Raw genomic sequence first — 21,601 nt, 5'->3', positions numbered from 1 at the left:
GACCACGCTTCCACGTGGTCAGATCTTTTAATATCATTCAGTTGACTGATTATTTTACGTGAAGCTTTTTGAATAACTGCTGGCTTACGTGGTCTAATGTTTGTGGAATTGCAAGTGCTGCCACAAAACGGTCAGGGCGTAAAATTACAACCGACTCTGATGTTTTACCAAACCAGGTACGGATATCGGTACCAATATCGCCCAGGGTAATCACGCCGTCAAATTTCTTGCGATTTTCATTGCCAAACTGAACTTCAGGAATGATTTGAATAAATTTAACACCTAAATTTTTCCAGACTTGCATGGTGGTCGCACTGAGTCCCCATTGTGGATCCACACCCCAAGCAATAATGGCAAAGTCGTTACCAATCACGTCATCCAGTAAAACTTTTTCACCAGACTCAAGTTTTACCTGCGGCTGGATAAACATTTTACCGATTGGAGATTCTTTTTTACCATCTGCAAGCAAGGCACCGTCATTATATTTTGGCATTGGTTTAAAACGCATTTCAAGCAAATACTGTTTAATTGGCTTGATGTAATTCAATGCGTAGGCAATACCGTCACGGACAAAACCTTGCCATTTTTTAGGTGGTGCAAGCACATGACCTGCCATCACAGAAAGATCAATCATCGCTTTGGCATGGTCTTTACGTTCAATCTGGTAAGAATCCAATAAATCAGCAGTTGCTTTACCTTGTACCACGAGCGCAACTTTCCAAGCCAGGTTAAAGGCATCACGCATACCGCTGTTATAACCCTGACCTTGCCATACCGGCATAATATGTGCTGCATCACCGGCAAGTAAAATACGGTCGACACGGAATTTATCCGCAATACGTGCATTGTGTGTGTAAACACGCTGACGAATCACTTCAATATTTTCAGCATTTGGTAGAACTTTGGACAGCAATTTTGCGATATTTTCTGGCTGGCTTAACTCTTCCTGAGTTTCACCCGGCATCACCATAAATTCGAAACGACGAATACCATGCGGAAGCGCAGCAGATACATAAGGACGTACTGGGTCACAACATAAGTAAATATGCGGAGTCGCTAAAGGATCATTTTCAATGTCGATTACGATCCATTGGTTCGGTGCAGTTTTGCCATCAAAAGCAATATCCAAAGTACGACGTACAATTGAGTTACCACCATCACAGGCAATTAAATATTTTGCTTGAACAGTTTCTTGTTTCTGGTTTTTATCTTGAATCTTTAGCGTTACGCCATTTGCATCTTGGCTAAATTCATTCAGCTGACGTGAAAAAAGCACTTCAGTTTTATCGTATTGCTTCAAACCTTGCAGTAATACATTGTCAACTTGAGGCTGAATAAATGCATTACGACGCGAGAAACCAAATTCACGGGTAAGCGGCTGAATGTCAGCAAAACAACGACCCTTAGGAGTCAGGAAACGCATTGCATGGTTCGGAGTAGTATGCGGCAATACTTGATCGACTAAGCCGAGTGATTGAATGGTACGTAAAGATTCATCATCAATACCAATGGCACGTGGGTAGTCAATCAAACTATCCAGCTGCTCAATAATAGTGACCTGAACACCTTGTTTGCTTAAATAGTTCGCAATTGTTAAACCAACCGGACCTGCGCCCAAGATTGCCACTTCAGTGGTGTAATTTGTTTTGTTGCTCATAGCGAATGTCCATTCAATCAATTCACATTTAACTGTATTAACGGTGAATTTGAGGGTCTAAACAAGCTATGCCATAGTAGATATGTTGAATGAAAACAAAACAGGGAGAATTTTATTAATATTTTAAATATTTGAAAATTAATAATTATATGTGTATTTAACTATATGGTTTTTTAAATGAATGATCATTTATTTCTATCGTTTATAGAAATCTTCCCTAAAATAAAAAGCTGAATTATTAACATAATTCAGCTTTGATCTCTAAAATATTAACTTGAGCAAACAAGGTGGGGTAATAATTTAGAGATCGAGTTTTAAGGTTATTGTGCAGGTTTAGCCGGTGCTTCTTCTACAGCGACTTCTGAAGCAGGTTGAGCTGATGTAGGCTTGGCAGCAGCACTTTCAGAGCTTACAGTGTCCGGTTGTTCTTGAGTAGAGACAATCACTTTTTCTTCTTGAGGTTGTTTATCAGCACTAGCGGCAAAGGTGGTTGCAGCAGCAATGGTAAAAGTAGAAGCAAGTAATAGTTGAGTTAATTTCATTTTAGGCATCCTTTATTCTTTAAAAAAGTGATTAGATCCATATTTATCATCACATAAATATGGACAGGGCTCATGCTAAAGAGCCTAGGACAGGGGAGCAATCAAAGCAACAAAGTGAAACAGGTCGGTTAACATAAAAATCACAAGTAAGGATTTGCTGTACATTTACTGTAAAAATTACTTAAAAAGAGGCATAAAAAATGTATAGAGATATTTCTAGATCAGCTTTCTGAGAGTATGTTTTTACTTAAAATAAACAAACCACCAGAGAATGACGGTTTTTCATAAAATTGCTGAATAGATTAAATGTAAATAAATTTTTCAGATTACGATGGGGTTTTTGATCACTTTGCATTTGGAATGCAGTAAAAAGAGTGTGTTAATACTGAACTTAATTTAGATATTTAATTCATTTATATAAGTAAAATTTAATTATCCCGCTGTTTAATTTTTTAAATAAGATGAATACGTTGCCAGAGCGAAAGGAAAAAATTAAAGTGAAGTGTTATGCAATTCAGTTGTGTGAATTGCTCTTATCACAATGTGTATTAATTTTCCCTCCATGTATAGCGAGTAAGTTTTGAAACTGATTTCTCCCACAAAAGCTGTCCCTACGCATATCATTTCCGGATTTTTAGGTGCTGGAAAAACCACCTTGCTTCAACATTTACTCAGTCAAAAACCTGAAAATGAAGTTTGGGCAGTGCTCATGAACGAGTTTGGACAAATTGGGGTGGATCAGCAGTTATTACCGCAAACCCAAGGTTATGAAGTTAAAGAACTCTTAGGCGGCTGTCTCTGTTGCAGTAGTCAATTACCCATGCAAATCGCTTTATCACGGTTATTGTCAGAGAGTAAACCGGATCGCTTGTTTATCGAACCGACTGGTTTGGGACATCCTGCACAATTACTGGAACAGCTGACCGAACCGCATTGGCAGCAAAATATTGCGATGCGGGCTTTAGTCACGGTGGTGGATGGTTCGCGTTTGCATGATGCTGATTGGAGCAAGCAAAACCTGTATGCAGATCAGCTAAAAGCTGCCCAAATTCTTGTGGTATCCCATGCTGATATCATGGACGTTGCAGATCGCCAAGCTTTGGAAGTATTGAAGAAAGAATATCAGGCTTATCAGCAAACTTGGCTGATGAGTGGGCAGGCGCATATTTCACTTGAACAAATTGATATCTTATATGTATGTACGGAACGTAAAATTCAGCCGCTGCTTAAAATTCAAAAAACATATACTGCAGGGCAAATTTTGCCTGAAATTAAACAGTTGCCTTATCACTATGTCGAGACCACGCAAGGCTATAGTGTGGCGGGTTGGAAATTACCCAAACGTTGGCAATTCGATTTCTATCTTTTATTGGATTTGCTTTGTGAACAACAAGATTGGCTGCGTATTAAAGCAATTTTTAATACCAATCAGGGCTGGAAAGTCTTTAACTTCAATCCGGAGCAATTTAATTATCAGTCCTCAGAGGAGGGTATAGATAACCGCATTGAAATCATTGTACGAGATCAGCGTGATTGGCAATATTTTGAAGATCAATTGTTACAATGTCAGCTGAATTTGGATGAAACGGATAAAACAACTCAGCAAAAGTAGTGCAAATCTTATATGCTAAGCGCCAAATTTGAGGACTCTTTTATGGCGCTTAAAGCAACAATTTATAAGGCTGATTTGAATATTGCCAATATGGATGATCATCAATATGCTGATTATCAACTGACTATGGCTCAACATCCATCGGAAACCATTGAGCGATTGATGGTGCGTATTTTGGCCTATGCGCGTTTTGCTGATGAAGCCCTAGAATTTACCAAAGATCTATTTGAAACCGATGAACCAGCATTGTGGCAAAAAGACTTAACCGGTCAATTGGTCAAATGGATTGAAGTCGGTAGTCCCGATGAAGATAAAGTTAAAAAAGCCAGCGCACGTTGCAAGCAAGTCGCAGTGGTGACTTATGGGTCTTCAGTCGAAGAATGGTATAAACGCAATAGCAAATTAAAAACTTTAAGAAATGTTGAAGTGTGGAAATTGTCTACAGCAACAACAGATGCACTAGCACAATTATGCGCACGTACCATGCAATTACAACTCAACGTTATGGATGGTGAATGGACGCTGATTGGCGAGCATGCACAAGTCTTGGTTGAATGGGAACAGTTACAGTAAATATAAGCAGGATGCGGGTTTAGGCTTGCATCCTGACTAAAAAATTGCGTATACCTTAAAATAATAAAAATGAAGAAGGGGAAAATATATGCCTCCTGATTTATATCGTTTGCTTATAGCCCTAGGTATTGGTGCCATTATCGGTGCTGAACGTGAGTATCGTAGTAAATCTGCCGGCCTTCGAACCATGATCATGGTCAGTCTCAGTTCCTGTTTGTTTACCATGCTGTCTTTAAAAATTGGTATTGATAGTCCTGATCGAATTGCAGCCAATATCCTGACGGGTTTAGGTTTTGTCGGGGCAGGGGTGATTTTTAAAGATGAGAACCGTATTTCCGGGATTACCACTGCGACCACAATCTGGATGACTGCTGCGCTGGGAATGGCAGCTGGGGCCGGCTATGAACTGCTAAGCCTGTTTGCAACCTTGATTGTGCTGATCGTTTTAATTTTTCTAATCTATGTTCAGGAGCGAATAGAAGCCCTGAGTCATGCCCGCACCTATCGAATTATTTGTCCTTATCAACACAAGACTTTAGATCAGTATGAAGATTTATTTAGGACTTACGAGATGAAGGTGGTTCGCAGTGTGCAACATAAAACTGAACATCGAATGAGTGGCCGCTGGATTTTAATCGGCTCCGCTGAAAATCATAAAAAACTGACCGCTTATTTACTCAACGATTCGAATATCCAAGAGCTGAGTTTTTAAATATTGAAACCTTAAATCATCAAGAAATCAATGTAATCCGGTTTATAATAGCCATTGAAAATTGAGTAATCCGATCAGGTAAATGACAATGACAAATGAATTACAAATTATTGATTTAAAAGTAGGTGAAGGTAAGGAAGCGGTTAAAGGGGCACTGATTACTACCCACTACACAGGCTGGCTGGAAGATGGTACCAAGTTTGATTCTTCTATTGACCGTGGCAGTTACTTTGAAACCGTGATTGGTACTGGTCGTGTGATTAAAGGCTGGGATCAAGGCATTATGGGCATGAAAGTAGGTGGCAAGCGTAAATTACTTGTTCCTGCGCACTTGGCTTATGGTGAACGGAAAATGGGCAAAATCATTCCTGCAAACTCAAACCTAATTTTTGAAATTGAATTGTTTGACGTGAAAACCCGTGATTAAAATTTATTAATTTCCAATTAATAAATATCTTGCAAGATACAAGGATGAATCTTGCAGAATAGGTGAATAATTGTTTGAGTTTTCATTTTTTATAGCTACATTAGGTAATGGTTAAGCGTAATTTAAGGATGATTCGCTTTTTGGATAAGAACTATAATTTAATATATGTTTTGAAGTTTTTTATTATTGCATGGGTCTGCATATTCGCGTGTCAAAAATATGCATGGGCACAATATAATGCCGCGCCTGATTCTTATTATTTACAACAAAAATCACTCACTCCGTTTGAGTTTACTGAAACCAGTACCGTCCCCTTAAAAGGATCATGGGAGTATTATCCTCAACAGCTAATCGTTAAACCCAATGCAGTATTAAAATCTGAAACGGTAAGTTTACCGATTTCTTTTAAACAGCTGACGGGTACCAATAAAAACTACGGTACCTTTATTGGACATTTTAAAATACCGAAACAATATATTGGACGTCGTATTGCCATTTATATTCCCAACCAATATGGTGCTTACCGGATGTATTTAAATGGTGATTTCATACTACGTTTAGGGGAGGTGGGAAAAGATAAAATCAGTCACCGGACAGAAAATGTACCTAAAATAGCCTTTTTTGTCTTACAAAAAGAATATTTCACCCTGACCATTCAAGCATCCAATTTCAATACTCTGCATGGTGGTTTAGAAAATCCGATGCGAATTGGGCTAGGTACAACAATTTCTCGTCAGTTCCAGCAACTGATGATGAGTATTGGCCTGGTATGCGGTGCAGTATTAGGGATCGGTATCTTTACCCTGATGTTTTCAATTTTTCAGGGAAAAATCACGCGTAGCAGCATTAGAGTATTTGTGTTTGGTATTTTTATTTTGTTCCTTGCCTTACATAATTTATTTTCAGCACCTTATGCCTATACTACATTTACAAGTCTTAGCTGGATTTGGGGAGTACGATTAGAGTATCTGTTTACCTATTTTACAATCGCACTTTTTCTTACTTATATGTATTTGCTCAATTGGCGTTATATACATCCAATTGTTTATTTTGTCGCAATGTCGATATTTGTCGTTGATATTATTATCACCCTATTTACTGAACCGGAAATTTTTGAGTATTTAATATTTTATAGTTTTTTATTTAGTCCGGTGGTGCTATTAAATTTTGCTTACGGTTTTTATCGAACGGTGAAATTAAAAGAAAAATATTCGACGATTAACTTCTGGGCCGTAATTTTATTATGTACCACTTTTTTGCATGACTTTTTACTGACCCTTAATTTAATTGATTCATTTAACCTGTCTTTTATTTCAACCAGTTTTTATGCCTTGCTGATTATGTTTCAGCAATCCAAAAATTATGCAAAACATACTCAGTATATTGAGCAACTCAACAATAATTTACTCGAGCTGAATAGTTCTCTAGATCAGAAAGTGCAAGAGCGCACTTTGCAATTAAATCAGCTCAATCAACAGCTAGAGTTACAAATTCAAATTGATGCATTAACAGGCGCATTTAACCGCCGTGCTTTAAATGCTGAAATTCAGCGTTTATTTACCCTGACAAAAAATCACACCAATCATACTTTGGCATTTGCCATGTTAGATGTAGATTTTTTTAAAAATTATAATGATTTCTATGGGCATTTGAAGGGCGACGTGGTCTTGCAGGATTTGGTTAAGATTATACAGCGTGCCTTGCCAGCTTCAGCTTATGTGGCACGTTATGGTGGAGAAGAGTTTGCAATTATTCTGTATAATGTTCCCAGTGAGGTGGTGTTAAATGTATTGCAACAGGTTTTAAATGCAGTAAGACAAGCAGGTTTAGAACATTTAAATAGGCCTGACCAAAAGCCATATGTGACCTTAAGTATGGGAGTATCCTGGATGGACCAAAATCATCCGTATGCCGATATTCACGAACTGATGAAAGCAGCGGATGTTCAGCTCTATGCTGCAAAGAACGCAGGTCGAGATCAGTACCAAGCATTTCGTTCCTGGCGTCAGAAGCGTTAATGAGAGCAACAGGTATATTGTTTAATCGGACTGCATTCATATTTTAAAGTCATGTTCTTATCAATCTAAGTGGTTTATTTAAATTTAATCGCATGACTAAAAAACAGGCATGCTATTGTGTTTTTTAAAGGTTTATTTTTTTATTACGCTATTATTTTTTAAGATTCATTTCAGTTTAGTGGGATAAAAAGCATGCTGAACTACTGAATGTCACACATCATAAAAAGGAAAGCACCCTAGGGATAGGCGATGGATGGTGTTCAGAGAATAAAATGATTTTTTGAGCACCCTTTAATGAAACCTCGCTTGCTTGCAACTTTGCTTTCCACCTCTCTTTCTGCAGTTCTATTGCAGATTCCCCATTTAGCCTGGAGTCAAACGCCAGTGCATAATCCAACCCTAACGGTGATTGGTTATCATGAAATTATCAACACTAAAAGTGCACTTATTCCTGAATATGCAGTAAGTACGACCCAATTTCAGCAACATATTGATTGGCTGAAAAAAAACGGTTTTCACTTTATTAATGTTGATCAGCTTATCCAGGCTCATCAAGGGAAATATAGCTTGCCTACAAAACCGGTTTTATTAACGGTAGATGATGGTTATGCATCTTTTTATCAAAATGCCTATCCAATTCTTAAAGCCAATAAAATTCCTGTGGTTTTGGCAGTGGTCGGTTCGTGGTTAGAGCCGAAGAAAGAGAAAAATATAGATTTTTCAGGTGAGCAGATTCAACGTAAAGAAATGCTGTCCTGGGCAGAATTGAGAGAGATGCAAGACAGTGGTTTAGTGGAAATTGCCAGTCACAGTTATAATTTACATCGCGGTATTTTAGGTAATCCACAAGGTAATCTGGAACCTGCGGCTGTCACACGCCTATATGATCCAAAGTCTGCAAGCTATGAAGATGATAGCCATTATCAGCAGCGTATATCCAATGATTTAAAACAGAATAACCAATTGCTGATAGCCCATGGTTTGAAATCACCACGGGTCATGGTCTGGCCTTATGGTCACTACAATATGCAGCTCGTAAAGATTGCCAAACAGTTGGGTATGCCTATTGCGATTAGTCTGGATGATGGTGCAGATTCGGCTAAAAGTTCACTGGGTCAGCTCAATCGTATTTTGATTGAAGGCAATATGACCACAGCGGATTTAGCACGAGAAATTCAAAGTCGACAGCAGCATTTGGGCGATAATAATCGTCCGCAAAAAATTATGCATATCGATTTAGATTACATTTACGACAAAGATCCGATTCAGCAAGAACGTAATCTCGACCACTTGCTTGACCGGATTATGGCGATGAAAGTGAATACCGTGTATTTACAGGCCTTTTCCGATCCTGATGCCAATGGCTCAGCGGATATGGTGTATTTCCCCAATCATTATTTGCCAATGCGCGCAGACCTGTTTAACCGGGTCGCCTGGCAAATTCAGACCCGTACTCAAGTGGGGCGAGTATATGCCTGGATGCCATTATTGGCCTGGGAACTACCTAAAAATAATCCTGTGTCCCAAGATCTGGTTGAAACCCAGCAAGCCATTGATACAGAACATCTGAATATGGGCTATCGTCGATTAAGCCCCTTTTCACCGGAGGCGCGCAAAACCATTAGCGGGATTTATCAGGACTTAGCCAAGTCTGTGCCTTTTAACGGTATTTTATTCCATGACGATACCACTTTATCGGACTATGAAGATGCCAGTCCTGAAGCCTTGAAAGCTTATGCAGCTATTGGTTTGCCGACCGATTTAGCCAAAATTCGTAGCAATGATGCAGATCTGCAAAAATGGACCGCTTATAAAACCAAATATATTGATGACTTTGCCATGCAACTGGCACAACAAGTACGTCAGTATCAACCCTTTTTACTCACCGCACGTAATTTATATGCGCAAGTTGCACTTAAACCTTATGCGGAAAACTGGTACTCACAGTCTTTAGAACAATCCATCAACCGTTACGATTTCACAGCCATTATGGCGATGCCGTATATGGAGCAAGCACCCAATAGCGATGCTTTTTATCAAGATATTGTCCATCGCGTGAAGCAATTTCCAAAGGGAATCAAAAAAACCGTCTTTGAATTGCAGGCAGTGAACTGGCGAACCAATCAAAAAGTTCCATCAGATGAGATGGCGCAGACTATTCAATCTTTATATGAACAAGGTGCAATGCACGTGGCTTACTATCCAGATGATCCGATTCAAGATCATCCCGATACACAAGTGTTACGCAAAGCCTTTGATTTGAAATCAAGCAAACTTGTTCCTTAAAGGAATTTTATATGTCAACGCTCCAGCACTTTTGGCATTCTGCTTTGCACTTTGTCTTTTATTATCCCTTGTTCATGTCGTATTTATGGATGATTGGTGCACTGCTTTTCTATTGGAAAGAACGACAAGATCCACCGTATCAACAACCGAAGCCACTGGCTGCTTATCCCAAAGTGGCAGTGCTCGTGCCTTGCTTTAATGAAGGTGATAACGCTGAAGAAACTTTAAGTCATGCCTTGTCACTGGATTATCCAAACTTTGAAGTCATTGCGATTAATGATGGGAGCACGGATAACACCGCAGACGTCTTAAACCGTTTGGCTGGACAGTATGAAAAGCTGCGTGTGGTGCATTTGGCACACAATCAAGGCAAAGCCATGGCTTTACAGGCGGGAAGCCTGTTGACCGAGGCTGAATATTTGATTGGCATCGATGGGGATGCCTTACTTGATCCGCATGCAGCAACCTGGATGCTTCGTCATTTTCTGAAAGATGAAACGGTCGCTGCTGTTACGGGTAATCCGCGGATTCGTACCCGTTCCACTTTAATTGGTCGTATTCAGGTCGGAGAGTTTTCTTCTATCGTAGGGATGATCAAACGTGCACAACGTAGTTTTGGACGACTGTTTACGGTTTCTGGTGTAATTACTGCATTTCGTAAAAGTGCAGTGCATGAAGTCGGTTATTGGTCACCTGACATGCTGACCGAAGATATTGATATTACCTGGAAGCTGCAACGGGCAGGCTGGAATATCCACTTTGAACCGAATGCCCTGGTATGGATTTTAATGCCTGAAACCTTTAATGGTTTGTGGAAACAGCGCCTGCGTTGGGCTATGGGCGGGGCACAAGTGCTGATAAAAAACATGGATGTACTGTTTAAACCACAGCTGAATTTTTTATGGCCCTTGCTGTTTGAGCTCATCCTGACACTGGTCTGGTCTTATTTAATGCTGTTTATGGCGATTCTCTGGTTAATACATTTTGTTGTTCCGCTTGGAATTAATGGGCTGAGTTCTCCATTTCTGCCTTACGGAACCGGTATGTTATTAGGTGCGACCTGTTTGCTTCAGTTTGCTTTAAGTAAATGGATGGACAGTCGTTATGAACCCGGACTCGGCAAAAATTACTTCTGGATGATCTGGTATCCATTTGTCTTCTGGTTGATTACGCTGTCTGCCAGTATTGTGGCATTTCCAAAAGTTTTATTCCGTAGTGATGGTAAGCGTGCACGCTGGGTCAGTCCAGACCGCGGTATGCGTAATTCAACAGTCAATAATAAGAGTATCCTCAATGAAAAATAATTCTTTAATTATTGATGTGCGCCGTTTGTTGCCCTGGCATAAACGCTATGCCTCCAATACCTCTACAGCAATGATGTGGGCAGTATGGCTATTGTTGTGGCGTCCATTATTAATTGTGATGGGTGTGGTGAGTCTGCAAAAACAGCATGTGATTCATAAACTTTTTTCAGCTTTTGGTTTAGGGGTTGAACATGGGGTTAGTGCATTATTGGCATGTGTGGTCGGATTATTATTGTGGTCAAATTTTATTCCTTCCAAAGTTGTCAAGAAAACTCCAGCCAAAAAAATGTCAGATTATGTGGATCATTTTGATTTACCTGTTCAGGACATTAAGCAGGGGCGTCTACAAAAAGTCAGTGTGGTTCATCATGATGATCACGGTAAAATCATTCGAATCGAATAATGAACAGGGTTTTCAGTTAAGTGTTTTTAAAATCCCGAGTAAAAATCATACCCGGGATTTTTTCATTTAATTAATATTGTTTTACGGATGAAATAAAAAGATAACGACAATCCCGCACATAGTAAAAACAGTCCAAGAATTAAATGTGAATCTAGAGCTTCCTGATTGAACCATGTTGCCCGTAGCGTAGCCAGTAGAGACATTATTGATTGTAATCAGCATGAGGGGGGTCGAATTGACTTTGCTCAGCAGTTGATGATAAAAAACTCACCACTACTGAGAAAAATAAAGCGCTATAGATCAGCGTAATATGGGTGTGTAATGAGAGTAGCTATGATGGTAGATGTGGCCAGAAAAAAGGCAATAAACAACAGAGGCTATAATCTGTTCGGATAGTGATGAGGAAAAATAATTTTTACTGGAGGCAGGATTGATTGGATTTTCCTTATTTCAGGCAAGAAAAAAAGTCATCCCATGCAAAAAATAGACGTCATGAAGTAGCCTTGATGACTTGAATGTCCAAAGTAAACCAGAGCACAAGCAGATATGCAGAATATGGAACGGCTAGCATGAAGAGAAACTCTCTACATAAATTTTTTTATTGCATAATATTTTAAAAATTGTATGATTTTTACTCAATTTGTTTTATAAACATAAAGATAACAATTATTTACTCGTGAGAGTGTCGCTATGATAAAAATACTCGTGGGGTTGTGTCTTTTCATTGTGCTTATGGGGCTTTGGAAAGTCGTTCTTAAATTTCAGATTAATCAACATTTTCAACAATTCAAAATCAAGCATTTAGCGGATTTAGATAAACAAGCAGTGACATCAACCAAGCCATTATCTGCCCACGAAGTACGTATTGAGGAAGTGGAGGAATACGAACAACAGTTATTTGATGATGTCTGCCAAATATTTTTTGAACGCGAATTGGCTGAACGAAATTTGAGTCAGGCAATCGTAGTTCAAGAAGAGGTATTAAGAAAAATGCCAGCCAAAACGCACAGCCAAATTCGCAAACTTGATTTAGATGAATGGTCTATTTACTGGACTTTTTATGATCAGTCTTTGGAATATTATGTTGGACGTTATGGGGTGTTTTATACCTATGTCGACCGTTTTGGGGATGAGCATAAATTTGAAATGAAAGATGCACTTAGCCACGTTTGATTAAAGGATGGATTCAAATGTCAAATATTTTAGATCAATGAGAAAGGGCTATATGCTTTACGGGCGGAGATAGAACAGGTCATCATTGAGGCGATACCTTAAAATCGCCTCCTTATAATCGGCCAGACTGTGTTGATTAAAATTTTGACTTTATTAAAAAGCCTCATGACTAAACAACCTTTGACTCCCATACTAAAAAACTGCGCGGCATGTTCATAAAACTGTTCAAAATGTCGGGGTTCGGGCGTAGGGTTCAGATGTAGCATAGCAAAATCTTTTTTATGGAGTTTGGATGGTTCATTTTTATAAATCATTGACCTTTAAATTCGGGTGTACGTCGTTGTAGCATCGCCATAACACCTTCCTGTACATCCTGGGTATTTAATAGGGGGGTAAGGTGCTGTTGTAAATGAGAAAATGCAGTTTCTGCACCATGTTCGGCAGCCTCTTTAGCAGAAGCAAGCGTGGCTTGTACTGCCAGTGGTGCAGCTTGGGCAATACGTTCCGCCAGTTCAATCGCTCGGTTAAGAGGCATTTCAGTGGTGATTTCATTGATCAGGTTTAAGTTCAGTGCCGTTTGGGCATCAAACGTATCTCCAGTAAGCAAGTAGCGCATGGCTTTAGACCAGCCCGCTGCCTGTACAAAACGCACCGTTGCACCGCCGAAAGGTAAAATGCCACGTTGCACTTCCATTTGTGCAAACTGGCTATTGTCCTGAGCAATCACAAGATCGGCATTTAGCATCAGCTCGATCCCTGCGGTGTAACAAAAGCCCTGTACTGCAACAATGATCGGCTTTTTTCGCTGACGGCCGCTGGTTCCCCATGGGTTGATCTGATGCTCATTGTAGTTAAATATGCCGCTACTCAGCCTGGGTTGTAATTCAACCAAATCCAGACCCGCAGTAAAGTGATCGCCATGAGCAAAGATCACAACGCAGCGTAATTCGGCATGATCTTCATATTCGGTTAAGGCCAAGGATAAATCATGAATCAGATGGCTATCAAAGGCATTTCTTTTGGTGATTCGGTCGAGTCCAATCAAGAACAGCGACCCGCGAATTTCCCGGCTGACTTTTCCATGTTGTTGTGACATTTTTATTCTTCTACTTCGATCGTTGTTTATATTTTTAAAGGGTCTTTAGAAAACTGTCAAATCTGGGTATTTAATTTCAGTCTCTATTGAAGTGATCGCCTAGAGTTCGAAACGGCTGTGGCATCTGTCAGATTGAAGGACTGAATTGATATAATTTATCTTGCGTTCAGCGTTATTTTTTTCATAATAGCAGCACACTTTGCCTGTCTGTTTATTGCTATGTCACCTTTAGAAATTGTTGCTGTCATTATTAGTCTTATTGGTGTGACATTGACCATTAAACGCAATATGTGGTGTTGGTGGTTCAACTTCGCAGCCTTTGTTTTATATGCCTACCTGTTTTATGAATTTAAGCTGTATGGTGAAACCATCCTGCAGTTCTTTTTTATGGTGGTAAACTTCTATGGTTTTTATCACTGGTTGAAAGGCAAACAGCAAGATCATGAAATTCGGATAGAACCGATTGCGCGTAGAATAGTGATTCTACAAATGTCACTTGCAGCATTGGGTGGCTTGATTTTTGGTTTAACTTTAAAACACTTTACCGACGCAGCTGTACCGATGCTAGACTCACAATTGGCAGCGTTTAGTTTACTGGCCACCTATTGGACCAGTCGTAAACATATCGCCACTTGGGTTTTGTGGGTTTTTGTCGATATCATTTATGTGGGTATGTTTATTTATAAAGATTTATTCCTGACTGCGGGATTATATGCCGCCTTTGTCGGCTTGGCGGCTTTTGGCTGGTGGCAGTGGGAACAAGTGAAAAAGAAACAGGCAATCACTCATTTTAAGGGTGTATAAATCTTTTATGGCGCACTTGGATTGACAGCTATGCTGATTGATTTTATGCAACATCAATTGACGCAATTTGATGAAACGGCATCTCGGATTCTAGCTGCGCCTGCTGACTATATTAATTTCGATTCAGTCTCTGATTTTTATAAGGCTGAATGGTTGAATGATTTTCCCAAAGGCAGCACCTGGGCAGCAACAGGCCTGGATGATGGTGCTGAGCAATTCTATGCAATCATTGAATATAGAAACCATTTCCTCAGTATTTCCTGTTCTGAGCAAATTGAAATACGCTGTGGCATATATGATTAATAGTTTGTTATGGGCGGTCAATGACAGCGTCACTAAAATTCAATTAAATAAACAGCGACCAAAGGCACTAGCTTAGTGATGATTGAATGGTTTATAAGTATTCAAAATAACCAATAAAAAACAAGGATAGAAAGATGGCACATCGTTTTACTGTGAACTCTACAATTCAGGGCGTTTCAATTGACGACTTTAAAAGACTTGCAGCAGATACAGCTTTGCACGAAGCCGTGTGCAGACGTATTCCAGGTGAAAAATTAGAAATTATTGAATCTAGGATTCAGGGCGGTACCTATACTTTACGCCGTGCATATAATTTAGATGTGAATATTCCGGATATCGCAAAAAAACTGCTCAAAGATGCTTTCCGTTTGAAGCGTACCGATATCACTAATTTGGAAGCTTTAACATCGACCATAGAATTGGGTGCAAATCTACCTTTAGAAGCAAATTGTGAACGTTCAGTAACTGGGGACGACCAGCAAATTCACCTCACATTAAACTGGCAGGTAAAAGTCAAAGTTCCTTTGATTGCCGGTATGCTAGAAAAACATGCGGAAGGTGAAATTCGTAAGTTCAGTGATTTGGAGATTCAGATTGTTGAAGATGAATTAAAGAAAAACCTCTCTGCTTAATGATAAAAAAGCCTTTTAATAAATTAATGCCAGTCTTTTAAGAAATTGACTGGCATTTTTTATTTTGTATCCATCATGTTATTTGATGCGTGAAAACGTTATTCGTAACTTGAGCAAGAACAAAATCATGCGTTGTTTACAGCGCCAGGCAAAACTAAATTTAAAAAATACAGTTTTCGCAATTTTTCTTAATTTACGCAGTAGACGGGTTTTGCGATGAAAAAATACGGTTCTTGCGCACGCAAAATATATATTTGGGCTAATCATTATTGTTAAGGAAAAACACTGTTCCGCAAATAAGCAAAAACCTTCAAATTTTTGACTTAAAATAATAATCTGCAGTGAATAACCCAAAAGTTAAGGAGTTTATTTTAAAAACTCCCTAACTGATCAGCACTATTTTAATGAAGGGCTTTTCTTTTATTGGTCTTTTATTAGTGATTAATCTTGTACTGGATTGTGCGGTGTAGAAACTGCAGAGGCTACGACGTCCATTTTTTCAAATTTAGCTCTATACAGCATCGCGGTAAAGAACGAGACCACACATACCACCCAAATGTAATACATTGCGCCAATGTTGCTATACAGGCTTAACCATTGCACCAATGGCAAAGTAATACCGCCGGCTATGGCATAGGCAACATTATAGGAAAATGAAATACCCGAGAAGCGGATTTGAGCCGGGAACATTTTCACCATACTGTAAGACACCATGCCCACAGTTCCTGAAAATAATCCAAGCAACATGTAAAGCATAAACACGGTGGATGGAGCGACATGTCCGAGGCTGTTATAGAAAACACCCGCAATGATCGCGACAGCAAGTGAGCCGAATAAAATCACTTTGCCTGCGCCAAAACGGTCAGCCAACAATCCTGCCACAATACAACCCAACATTTGCATGACAATTGCGGCACTTTGCATTTTAAAGGCATCGGCGCGTTCAAAACCAAAAGCACCGACCAATAAGTTAGGCATAGCTAAAATCAGTACCACTACGCAAGCAGTCAGGAACCAGGTAAACAACATTCCAACCACCACCGCGGTTTTATGTTCTGCCAAAACCTGTTTTACCGGCATTTCTTTGGAAAGTTCTTTACGCGCCTGCATGGCTTTAAATACGGGCGTTTCTTTTAAATAGCTACGCAAATAAAGTGCGACTAAACCAAAAATACCACCCGCAATAAAAGGAACACGCCATGCCCAGTCATGAATTTGTGTTTCTGAAAACTTGATAGAAATAAACAAGGACATCAAGGCGCCGAGTAAAATCCCTAAAGATAGGCCTGCGGTGAGTAGGCCGTTAGCAAAACCAATTTTTCTTGCGGGGACATGCTCGGATACGAAAGTCCAGGCCGCAGGAATTTCTCCACCAATGGCAATGCCTTGTACTACGCGCATCAGCAATAATAATAAGGGCGCGGCATATCCGATACTTTCAAAGGTCGGCATTACACCAATCATTAAGGTCGGGAGTGCCATCAGTAAAATGGACAGGCTGAATAAGCGTTTACGCCCAATCAGATCACCAAAATGAGCCATGACGACGCCACCAAGAGGGCGGAAGAAGTAACCTGCGGCAAAAATACCGTAAGTATTCAGCATCGCCCAAAAAGGACTTAAGCCACTCGGGAAAAACAGCTCTGAGATAATTTTGGCGTAAAAGACATAAATGACGAAGTCGTAGAATTCAAGTGCGCCACCGAGTGAGGAAAGTCCAAGGGTGCGTTTATCTTCACTGCTTAGACGTGCAGCTGCTTCCGTGCTGGTTATATGGGTCATTGGCGCTACAAATGATGATAAAGTTTTGATTTTAATCAATTGCTATTGATATAAAAAATCAATCTTTCTTTTAGGTATGACAACTTAAATTTATGAATAGTCCTTCATGATTTGTCTAGATATTATAGTTTTACGAAGTAAGGTAAAATTGAGAGGATGATGCCGATCAGGGTGAGCATCGTGGTATTTTCCACAAAATAGGGGAAGATCATCAGGACTAAGCCACATACCAAGGGCACAGTGACTTTTTGCTTTTTTCCATACAGAAAATAGCCTAAGCCAAGAGAGCTAAACAGGACGCCGAGAAGAAGTTGGGTTGTGGTCATTATTTTATATTTATAAAAGATTTAGCCTGATTATAACCAGCTAAAATTAAAATGGGCTTAATTTTTTTGCTTATATACAGCTCGCCCTGTTGTGCAGAAAAGGTGAAATAAAAGTATCCAAAAATAGAATATGAAAGTCTGCTTTTTGACGCTAAGATTTATACAAAATTTGTGGTTTAAAATAATATAGAGTTGAGCTTTATAGCAAAGTCAGGATTAAATTTATGAGCACCATTTTACCTGTTGCACAGCGTGGTGAAATCATTTTGACCTTAACAGCGGCTACAGTTGCAAAGTCGGAGCTGAATAGTGACTGGTTAAATCAACTTGCTGAAGCCATGCATACCACCATGATGCAGCGTAATGGTGTGGGTATTGCAGCCCCCCAAGTTTATGTCTCGAAACGGGTAATTATTGTCGCTTCACGCCCTAACCTACGTTATCCCGATGCGCCTGAAATGGATGCGGTGGTGATGGTAAACCCTGAAATTTTAGAAAAATCTGAGTTACTGGTTCTAGGTGAAGAGGGCTGTTTAAGTGTTCCAGATGAGCGTGGGCAAGTGGCACGGGCAGAAACGATTAAAGTGCGTTATCTAACATTGCAAGGTCAAAAAATAGAAATGATCTATACCGGTTTCCCTGCAAGAATTGTGCAGCATGAAGTGGATCATTTAGATGGGGTGTTGTTTACTCAGCGGATATAATTCTCCATTGTTTAATTTTTGTGCTATAAAGATAAAGTAATAAAAATTTATAAATTATAAATATAGTAATTAAGTCTATGAACTTGTTTAGAAAAATATATACATTGATTTTTCATTATTGGGGCAGATTTAGATTTCACTTACTCGAATCAGATAATTTAATTATTAACTGGCCTGATTTTGATAAAGGGGTATTGCTTCTGGTTTTCGGTGCATTTTGCCAAGTCAGTGCAATTAAATGGTATCTGGTGAGCTATTTCTCAGCAGAAAATGCTGTCTGGATTAATACGGACTTTTTTTTCATCCGTATGCTTACCGTGTTTATTACTTTATTGTTTTTCATGTTGTTGGTAGTACTGAGTTTCAGATATAAGCGGAATAAAAGATTCCGTAAATTTATTTCTCATTTTTCACCGATATTTTTTGGTGGCACTATGATTTATGCAGGCTATACCGTGGGTATTTACAGCCCTGCTACCATTGCCGGATTTGTTAATATCGTTCTGATTGGCTTGGTCTTTTATTCACGACTCATCATTTATAGTATTGCGATTCCTGCTCTTATATTTACCATTATTGTTTGTTATTTAACTTTTAATGGGATAATTCGTTACGCGCCTGTGTTTAGTGATGCACTTACTCATGGGGAGTTCTATCATAATGAATTCTGGATCGGAAGTATGGCGGAAGTCTATCTGCCGATCTTGCTGGTTTCGATTTTGTTTTTTGAAATTTTGCTTTCGCAATGGCGTCGACGTGAAAGAAATATTAAAAGAATGAGCCAGACCGATGTCTTGACCAATGTATTTAATCGTCGTCATGTTGGTGAACAGCTCACCGCTTTAGAACGTAAGAAAAAAACAGCGTATGCGGTAATTTTACTGGATTTGGATCATTTTAAAAAAATTAATGACCAATATGGCCATGAAGTTGGAGATATGGTTTTGCAACGCGTTGCTGCAATTTTATGTGCTACTACACGGGAGCAGGATATCGTGGGGCGTTTTGGTGGTGAAGAATTTATTTTGATTTTAAAAGAGCAAAATTTACAGCAAGCCATAGAGATTGCAGAACGTTGTCGTAAAATAATTGAACAGGAAGAAATTCAGCTAGAAACAGAAGAGATTTTAAAAATGAGTGCAAGTTTTGGTGTAGCACTCTCTCAAAGCCATTTAAATAAAGAACAGACCATTCGTTTGGCCGATCGGGCATTATATTTCGCTAAACGGCAGGGCAGGAATCAGGTAAGAAACTATCTGGAGTTAAACTTAGAGCCTACTATTTAAAGATGAATTTTTTGGAATTGCTGTCATGGAAAAAATCCAGTTTTCTTTGGGTCGAGATGCTGTCCAGTTTGATATTAACGGACAGCCGTTTAAAGTTGCTAAAGGTTTAAATGATATTGAGTCAGAAAGTATTCGAGATAAAAAGCTGGATGCTTTGGCTTTAGAAAATATAATTTATAGGGTTGAGGAAATACTCGAACAGTTTAAATTCGATTATAAAATTCAGCGAGTAGCTGACACTTCTGATGAATTTATGCAGCAGTTATCAGAACTGTTCTTTAACAATGAAACAGTCATAGACCGAATAAAGCTTGAACATGCCTTTAATGAATTTGTTGAACATACTGAATATTATGTAGAGCAGCACAGTAGCGAGCATTTTTATCTATTTGTATATTTTATTTTTATACGGGAAATGATGCACCATTGGAATGTGGTCGAGATAAGAGTGAGAAAAAATTAAACCCCACAATAAATACTTAAAACAACCCTCACGCGATTTACGTAACAACATGACTGAAGCTGAAAAGCTGTTGTGGCCACTGCTACGTAGTAAGCAAATATCAGGCTTACAGTTTTATCGGCAGAAACCAATTTTAAATTTCATTGTGGATTTTTACTGTCCAGTAGCCAATTTGGTGATTGAATGTGATGGTGGGCAGCACTATACAATTGAAGGTTTAAAAGCCGATTCTATTCGTGATGTTGCTTTGGCAGAGTTAGGTTTGAGGGTGTTGAGGTTTGATAATCAGCAGATTTTGAACGAAACGGATGTGGTGGTTCAAGTAATTTATGACGTGATTACTCGGTTATTAGAATCCCCCTAAGTCCCCCTTTGATAAAGGGGGACTTCACACAAATTTAATGACGACATAGAATTCAAGGAGTTCCTCCCTTTTAAAGGGAGGTTAGGAGGGATTACATACTTTAATGAGTTGGAATAGAGGTTGAAGGGTCGAAGTGGGATTCTAATTCATTGAGTTTATCGTACAATGGCTTGCCATTAGTCATTAACAAACTAGTCTCTACAACAGCAATTCTAGAGAAAATCAATAAAAGATTATCTAGTTCATTCACTATCTCATCTACTTTAAAAGATTTAGTACGTAAAGATTTTTGATTACGTCTAAGTTCTGATATTACATCTTGTACCTTTGAGCAAGTTGTAGAATGTGACTTAGGAGATAATCCTTTTAAACTAGCTTCAGTACATCCAGCGCCGAACTTTTTCATTTCAGCAGCAGCTACTTTTAAAGTGTTATTTATTTCATGCTTTTTAACAGTTTGAAAGTATTCTTGAACAACAGTAAAGTATTTCTTGGATGTAAAAGTATAATAAACAGTTGCCCCTGTACAAACAACGGAAAGCAATGTAAGTCCTGTGTTTAATTCCATATTTAAGCTTCTAGAATTTTTAATATTTGTTCTTCGTTTAAATCGTAATTCTTATTCATTTCATTGATCCAAATATTTAGCATTCTTGAGTATCTTTTAAGCATATTACTATGTGAGTTGAACGATCTATTTTCATTTCCATATAACAGCTCATCAAATCGACCTAATTTTTTAATAAAAAAATTGGTGTATTGCATATATTGACCTTCTTCATTTCCATCAAAACCTCTAAAGATATTATAATAATGCTCAGTAACTTTAGTGGATTTGATTTTTTCAGAACTGAAGGCAATTGCTCTGTACATATCAAGGATATCTAAAACTTTTCTACATTCATCTTCAGGCATATCATTTCCTAAAGATTCAAAGCACCAAGAGTAATGTAGTGAATATCCATCTTCTAAAGCTTGTCTTAACTCTGAATAATGGGGTTGAGATTCAGGGTATAGCTTTTCTAGAATTAAGTATTGATGAATTAAATTAAGTCTTTCAATTTTAGTTAGTTGCATATTTTATTCTCAAAGGTTCTTTTAAATATTAGCAAAAATATAATAGTTGTATATAAA

The 21,601-nt window shown here is 38.7% G+C and carries 23 protein-coding genes; 16 read left to right on the top strand and 7 right to left on the bottom strand.

All coding sequences use genetic code 11. The features are described 5' to 3' along the window. Positions 1–49: 49 nt before the first annotated feature. Together AC3CAU_RS14240 and AC3CAU_RS14235 are read right to left on the bottom strand one after the other, a co-directional pair. Complete coding sequence (locus tag AC3CAU_RS14240; RefSeq protein ID WP_447053464.1) at positions 50–1,657, bottom strand: bifunctional 3-(3-hydroxy-phenyl)propionate/3-hydroxycinnamic acid hydroxylase; 1,608 nt, start codon at positions 1,655–1,657, stop codon at positions 50–52. 320 nt (positions 1,658–1,977) lie between these two features. Continuing rightward, positions 1,978–2,199 carry a hypothetical protein gene (locus AC3CAU_RS14235; protein ID WP_131215580.1) on the bottom strand — a complete coding sequence of 74 codons (222 nt, stop codon included), beginning with the start codon at positions 2,197–2,199 and terminating at the stop codon, positions 1,978–1,980. Between the two features lie 580 nt (positions 2,200–2,779). Here AC3CAU_RS14235 and AC3CAU_RS14230 point away from each other — a divergent pair. From AC3CAU_RS14230 to AC3CAU_RS14190, 9 genes are all read left to right on the top strand, one after another. Then, complete coding sequence (locus AC3CAU_RS14230; protein ID WP_447053463.1) at positions 2,780–3,811, top strand: CobW family GTP-binding protein; 1,032 nt, start codon at positions 2,780–2,782, stop codon at positions 3,809–3,811. Positions 3,812–3,853: 42 nt separating this feature from the next. Further along, positions 3,854–4,384, top strand: coding sequence for a YaeQ family protein (locus tag AC3CAU_RS14225; RefSeq protein WP_424620576.1), 531 nt, complete (start codon positions 3,854–3,856; stop codon positions 4,382–4,384). Positions 4,385–4,472: 88 nt separating this feature from the next. Further along, positions 4,473–5,096 carry an MgtC/SapB family protein gene (locus tag AC3CAU_RS14220; protein WP_424620574.1) on the top strand — a complete coding sequence of 208 codons (624 nt, stop codon included), beginning with the start codon at positions 4,473–4,475 and terminating at the stop codon, positions 5,094–5,096. A gap of 88 nt (positions 5,097–5,184) precedes the next feature. Further along, positions 5,185–5,523: an FKBP-type peptidyl-prolyl cis-trans isomerase gene (locus AC3CAU_RS14215; RefSeq protein ID WP_424620572.1), complete on the top strand. Its 339-nt coding sequence runs from the start codon at positions 5,185–5,187 to the stop codon at positions 5,521–5,523. 140 nt (positions 5,524–5,663) lie between these two features. Next, complete coding sequence (locus AC3CAU_RS14210; protein WP_447053462.1) at positions 5,664–7,541, top strand: GGDEF domain-containing protein; 1,878 nt, start codon at positions 5,664–5,666, stop codon at positions 7,539–7,541. A gap of 294 nt (positions 7,542–7,835) precedes the next feature. Next, complete coding sequence (gene pgaB / locus AC3CAU_RS14205) at positions 7,836–9,827, top strand: poly-beta-1,6-N-acetyl-D-glucosamine N-deacetylase PgaB (RefSeq protein ID WP_447053461.1); 1,992 nt, start codon at positions 7,836–7,838, stop codon at positions 9,825–9,827. Positions 9,828–9,838: 11 nt separating this feature from the next. Continuing rightward, on the top strand, positions 9,839–11,131 hold the full coding sequence (gene pgaC / locus AC3CAU_RS14200) for a poly-beta-1,6-N-acetyl-D-glucosamine synthase (RefSeq protein ID WP_447053460.1): 1,293 nt from the start codon (positions 9,839–9,841) through the stop codon (positions 11,129–11,131). Continuing rightward, positions 11,121–11,534 (top strand): poly-beta-1,6-N-acetyl-D-glucosamine biosynthesis protein PgaD, encoded by a 414-nt coding sequence (pgaD, locus tag AC3CAU_RS14195; RefSeq protein ID WP_447053459.1) that lies wholly within the window; start codon positions 11,121–11,123, stop codon positions 11,532–11,534. Before pgaC ends, pgaD begins: the two co-directional genes overlap by 11 nt. A gap of 690 nt (positions 11,535–12,224) precedes the next feature. Further along, positions 12,225–12,707, top strand: a complete 483-nt coding sequence (locus AC3CAU_RS14190; RefSeq protein ID WP_447053458.1) for a hypothetical protein — start codon at positions 12,225–12,227, stop codon at positions 12,705–12,707. A 310-nt stretch (positions 12,708–13,017) separates the two neighbouring features. Here AC3CAU_RS14190 and AC3CAU_RS14185 read toward each other — a convergent pair whose 3' ends face one another. After that, positions 13,018–13,803 (bottom strand): crotonase/enoyl-CoA hydratase family protein, encoded by a 786-nt coding sequence (locus AC3CAU_RS14185; RefSeq protein ID WP_447053457.1) that lies wholly within the window; start codon positions 13,801–13,803, stop codon positions 13,018–13,020. Positions 13,804–14,022: 219 nt separating this feature from the next. On the opposite strand from AC3CAU_RS14185, the gene pnuC reads away from it, so the two are divergent. The 3 genes from pnuC to AC3CAU_RS14170 all read left to right on the top strand — a co-directional run bounded on the left by pnuC (position 14,023) and on the right by AC3CAU_RS14170 (position 15,542). Beyond that, positions 14,023–14,607 (top strand): nicotinamide riboside transporter PnuC, encoded by a 585-nt coding sequence (gene pnuC, locus AC3CAU_RS14180; protein WP_131215553.1) that lies wholly within the window; start codon positions 14,023–14,025, stop codon positions 14,605–14,607. 30 nt (positions 14,608–14,637) lie between these two features. Beyond that, on the top strand, positions 14,638–14,910 hold the full coding sequence (locus tag AC3CAU_RS14175; protein ID WP_424621111.1) for a hypothetical protein: 273 nt from the start codon (positions 14,638–14,640) through the stop codon (positions 14,908–14,910). A gap of 134 nt (positions 14,911–15,044) precedes the next feature. Beyond that, positions 15,045–15,542: a DUF2505 family protein gene (locus tag AC3CAU_RS14170; protein WP_424621109.1), complete on the top strand. Its 498-nt coding sequence runs from the start codon at positions 15,045–15,047 to the stop codon at positions 15,540–15,542. A 441-nt stretch (positions 15,543–15,983) separates the two neighbouring features. Here AC3CAU_RS14170 and AC3CAU_RS14165 read toward each other — a convergent pair whose 3' ends face one another. Together AC3CAU_RS14165 and AC3CAU_RS14160 are read right to left on the bottom strand one after the other, a co-directional pair. Beyond that, the gene (locus tag AC3CAU_RS14165; RefSeq protein ID WP_424621107.1) at positions 15,984–17,324 is read right to left on the bottom strand and encodes an MFS transporter; all 1,341 of its coding nucleotides are present in this window, start codon (positions 17,322–17,324) and stop codon (positions 15,984–15,986) included. A gap of 122 nt (positions 17,325–17,446) precedes the next feature. After that, on the bottom strand, positions 17,447–17,650 hold the full coding sequence (locus AC3CAU_RS14160; RefSeq protein WP_424621105.1) for an amino acid transport protein: 204 nt from the start codon (positions 17,648–17,650) through the stop codon (positions 17,447–17,449). Positions 17,651–17,874: 224 nt separating this feature from the next. Between AC3CAU_RS14160 and def the strand changes: the two genes are divergently transcribed. The 4 genes from def to AC3CAU_RS14140 all read left to right on the top strand — a co-directional run bounded on the left by def (position 17,875) and on the right by AC3CAU_RS14140 (position 20,467). After that, positions 17,875–18,354 (top strand): peptide deformylase, encoded by a 480-nt coding sequence (gene def / locus AC3CAU_RS14155; RefSeq protein ID WP_424621103.1) that lies wholly within the window; start codon positions 17,875–17,877, stop codon positions 18,352–18,354. A 434-nt stretch (positions 18,355–18,788) separates the two neighbouring features. Then, on the top strand, positions 18,789–19,640 hold the full coding sequence (locus AC3CAU_RS14150; RefSeq protein ID WP_447053456.1) for a GGDEF domain-containing protein: 852 nt from the start codon (positions 18,789–18,791) through the stop codon (positions 19,638–19,640). 25 nt (positions 19,641–19,665) lie between these two features. Continuing rightward, positions 19,666–20,103, top strand: coding sequence for a hypothetical protein (locus AC3CAU_RS14145; protein ID WP_424621099.1), 438 nt, complete (start codon positions 19,666–19,668; stop codon positions 20,101–20,103). After that, positions 20,099–20,467, top strand: coding sequence for an endonuclease domain-containing protein (locus tag AC3CAU_RS14140; protein ID WP_447054332.1), 369 nt, complete (start codon positions 20,099–20,101; stop codon positions 20,465–20,467). The genes AC3CAU_RS14145 and AC3CAU_RS14140 overlap by 5 nt, the downstream gene beginning before the upstream one ends. A gap of 100 nt (positions 20,468–20,567) precedes the next feature. Here the strand turns inward: AC3CAU_RS14140 and AC3CAU_RS14135 are convergent, their stop codons facing one another. Next, a complete protein-coding gene (locus AC3CAU_RS14135; RefSeq protein WP_447053455.1) occupies positions 20,568–21,035 on the bottom strand; it encodes a hypothetical protein in 468 nt (155 codons plus the stop codon). Between the two features lie 2 nt (positions 21,036–21,037). After that, on the bottom strand, positions 21,038–21,544 hold the full coding sequence (locus AC3CAU_RS14130; protein ID WP_447053454.1) for a YfbU family protein: 507 nt from the start codon (positions 21,542–21,544) through the stop codon (positions 21,038–21,040). Between the last annotated feature and the right edge of the window lie 57 nt (positions 21,545–21,601).

It is taken from the genome of Acinetobacter sp. GG23, assembly GCF_057766365.1.
Note: the sequence above shows the minus strand (reverse complement) of the source record. Positions and strands in the feature narration are given on the sequence as shown.